This window comes from Streptomyces flavofungini (assembly GCF_041028215.1).
In the GTDB taxonomy this organism is placed as follows: domain Bacteria; phylum Actinomycetota; class Actinomycetes; order Streptomycetales; family Streptomycetaceae; genus Streptomyces; species Streptomyces flavofungini_B.
The window spans coordinates 1-2475 of sequence record NZ_JASKYR010000987.1 but is presented as its reverse complement, the minus strand read 5'-3'; the positions used below and the strand labels follow the sequence as shown (position 1 = coordinate 2475).

Genomic DNA, 2475 nt, shown 5'->3' with positions numbered 1-2475 from the left:
CTCGCCCCACCGCATGCTCCGGGGCAGGTCGGCGCCGCCCTCTCCCGCCTCTCCCGCCGCTCCCGCCGCCCCCGCGCGACCCGGACCGCTCAGCCGATGACCGTGTACCCCGCCGTCCGCAGGGCCGCCGCCACCTCGGCGCAGTGCTCCGGGCCCTTCGTCTCCAGGTGCAGCTCCACCTCCGCCTCCGTGAGGCCGAGGCGCGGGTCGGTGCGTACGTGCTGGACGTCCAGGATGTTCGCGTCCCGCTCCGACACCACGCCGAGGAGGGTGGCCAGGGCGCCTGGGCGGTCGGTGAGGCGCAGCCGCAGCGAGAGGTAGCGGCCCGCCGCCGCCATGCCCTGACGCAGGATGCGGTGGGTCAGCAGGGGGTCCACATTGCCGCCCGAGAGCAGCGCGACCACCGGGCCGCGGAACGCCTCCGGGCGGCTGAGCAGCGCCGCGACCGGGCTGGCGCCCGCCGGTTCGACGACCAGCTTGGCCCGCTCCAGGCAGAGCAGCAGAGCGCTGGAGAGCTCGTCCTCCGAGACGGTGACGACATCGTCGACCAGGTCGGCGACCAGCCGAAACGGTACGTCACCGGGGCGCCCGACCTTGATGCCGTCGGCCATCGTCGCCTGGCCCGCGATCGACACCGGGCGCCCCGCGGCCAGCGAGGGCGGATAGGCCGCGGAGCCCGCCGCCTGCACACCGACCACCCGTACGTCGGGACGGAGCGCCTTGACCGCGACGGCGATGCCCGCCGCGAGACCGCCGCCCCCGACGCCCACCACGATGGTGCGCACCTCCGGGCACTGTTCGAGGATCTCCAGGCCCACCGTGCCCTGCCCGGCGATGACGTCCGGGTGGTCGAAGGGGTGGATGAACACCGCGCCCGTCTCGTACGCGTACTCCTGCGCGGCGGCCAGCGTCTCGTCGACGACCTGGCCGTGCAGCCGCACCTCGGCGCCGTACTCCCTCGTCGCCGCGGCCTTGGGCAGCGGCGCGCCGGTCGGCATGAACACCGTGGAGCGCACGCCGAGCAGTGCGGAGGCCAGCGCCACGCCCTGCGCGTGGTTGCCCGCGCTGGCGGCCACCACACCGGCCGCGCGCTCCTCCGGCAGCAGGCCCGCGATCCGTACGTAGGCCCCGCGCAGCTTGAACGAACCGGTCCGCTGGAGGTTCTCGCACTTGAGCTGCACCGGGGCGCCGACCAGCTGCGACAGGTGCCTGCTGCCCTCCATCGCCGTCACGCGGGCCACGCCGGAGAGCATCTTCTGCGCGCCGCGCACGTCGTCGAGGGTCACCGTCGGAAAGGAGTCAGGCGTGCGGAAGCTCATGACCGCGAGTCTCGCACCCGGCGGCCGGGGGCTTCCGCGGCGACCAAGGGCCGAGACCGTTTGCCGCGTAGGTTTCCGCAGCGCAGGTACGGTCCGCGCCGTGTCCGCGTACCCTGTCCCCCAACCCACCGCCCTCGCATGAAGTGAGCCCCCGGCCATGCCCACAACTCCGGACATGACGACCGCCAGTGAACCCGGCCTTCTCGACAGCCTGCAGCACCAAGTGGCCGTCTTCGCCCGCCGGGCCGAACAGACCCGCCTCGGCGGTGTAGGCCAGGTCCGCAACTCCATGGACCGAGCCGCGTACCTGCTGCTCAACCGCCTCGACAAGGAGGGCCCCATGGGCGTCAAGGCGCTCGCCGCGAGCATGGGCATCGACTCGTCGACCGTCACCCGGCAGGTCGCCCCGCTGGTCGACACCGGGCTCGTGAAGCGCACCTCGCACCCCGAGGACGGCCGTGCCGTGGTGCTCCAGCTCTCCCCGCGCGGCCAGGCCAGGCTCGACGAGGTCCGCTCCTCGCGGCGCGAGCTGATGGCCGAGCTGACGCAGGACTGGGCCCAGGAGGAGCGCGAGAGCTTCTGCGCGCTCCTCACACGCTTCAATTCCGCTCTCTCGGCACGACAGACGTCACAGTCCGCGCCCGGCGCGGAGGTTCCGGCCACTCCGGAGTCTTGACCCCGGCCCCGCCTTGGGCCTCATATGAGACCGGGATCCCCCTTCCTGCTGGCCGGGAGGCGCGGTGCGAGAACGGCAGGCGTTCCAGGACGCCCGCCGTGCCCGGGAGTTCGAGGCGTTCGTCGCGGGCGCGGCAGGGCGGCTCCTCCATGCCGCCACCCTGCTCACCGCGGAGCTCCCCGACGACAATCCACGCGCGCGTGCGCTGCTGACGACCGCCCTCGTCCATACGTACGCGACCTGGGACCGGCTGCGCGGCGAGGACCCGTACGACCGCACCCGGCAGCAGGTCGCCGTCCGCTTCGCGCGCGGCTCCTGGCGCCGTCACCGCGGCCACGGCGGTGTCCTCGATCGGCTGAATCCCCAAGAGCGGCTCGTCCTCGTCCTGCGGATGTACGAGGGCGTGGCCGAGGAGCAGACGGCGGCGCTCCTCGGGCTGCCCACCGAACGCGTCCAGGTGATCTGCGCCCGCGCCATGGC

Annotated in this window: 3 protein-coding genes; 2 read left to right on the top strand and 1 reads right to left on the bottom strand. The window is 73.6% G+C overall.

Annotated features, from left to right (window positions below; translation table 11 throughout):
- Positions 1 to 89: 89 nt before the first annotated feature.
- Positions 90 to 1319, bottom strand: coding sequence for a threonine ammonia-lyase (gene ilvA / locus AB8Z36_RS37475; RefSeq protein ID WP_369217846.1), 1230 nt, complete (start codon positions 1317 to 1319; stop codon positions 90 to 92).
- A 157-nt stretch (positions 1320 to 1476) separates the two neighbouring features.
- Between ilvA and AB8Z36_RS37470 the strand changes: the two genes are divergently transcribed.
- Entirely contained in the window at positions 1477 to 1995 is a 519-nt protein-coding gene (locus AB8Z36_RS37470; RefSeq protein WP_369217845.1) for a MarR family winged helix-turn-helix transcriptional regulator, read from the top strand.
- 64 nt (positions 1996 to 2059) lie between these two features.
- A partial coding sequence (locus tag AB8Z36_RS37465) for a sigma factor-like helix-turn-helix DNA-binding protein (RefSeq protein ID WP_369217844.1) occupies positions 2060 to 2475 on the top strand: 416 nt, incomplete at its 3' end.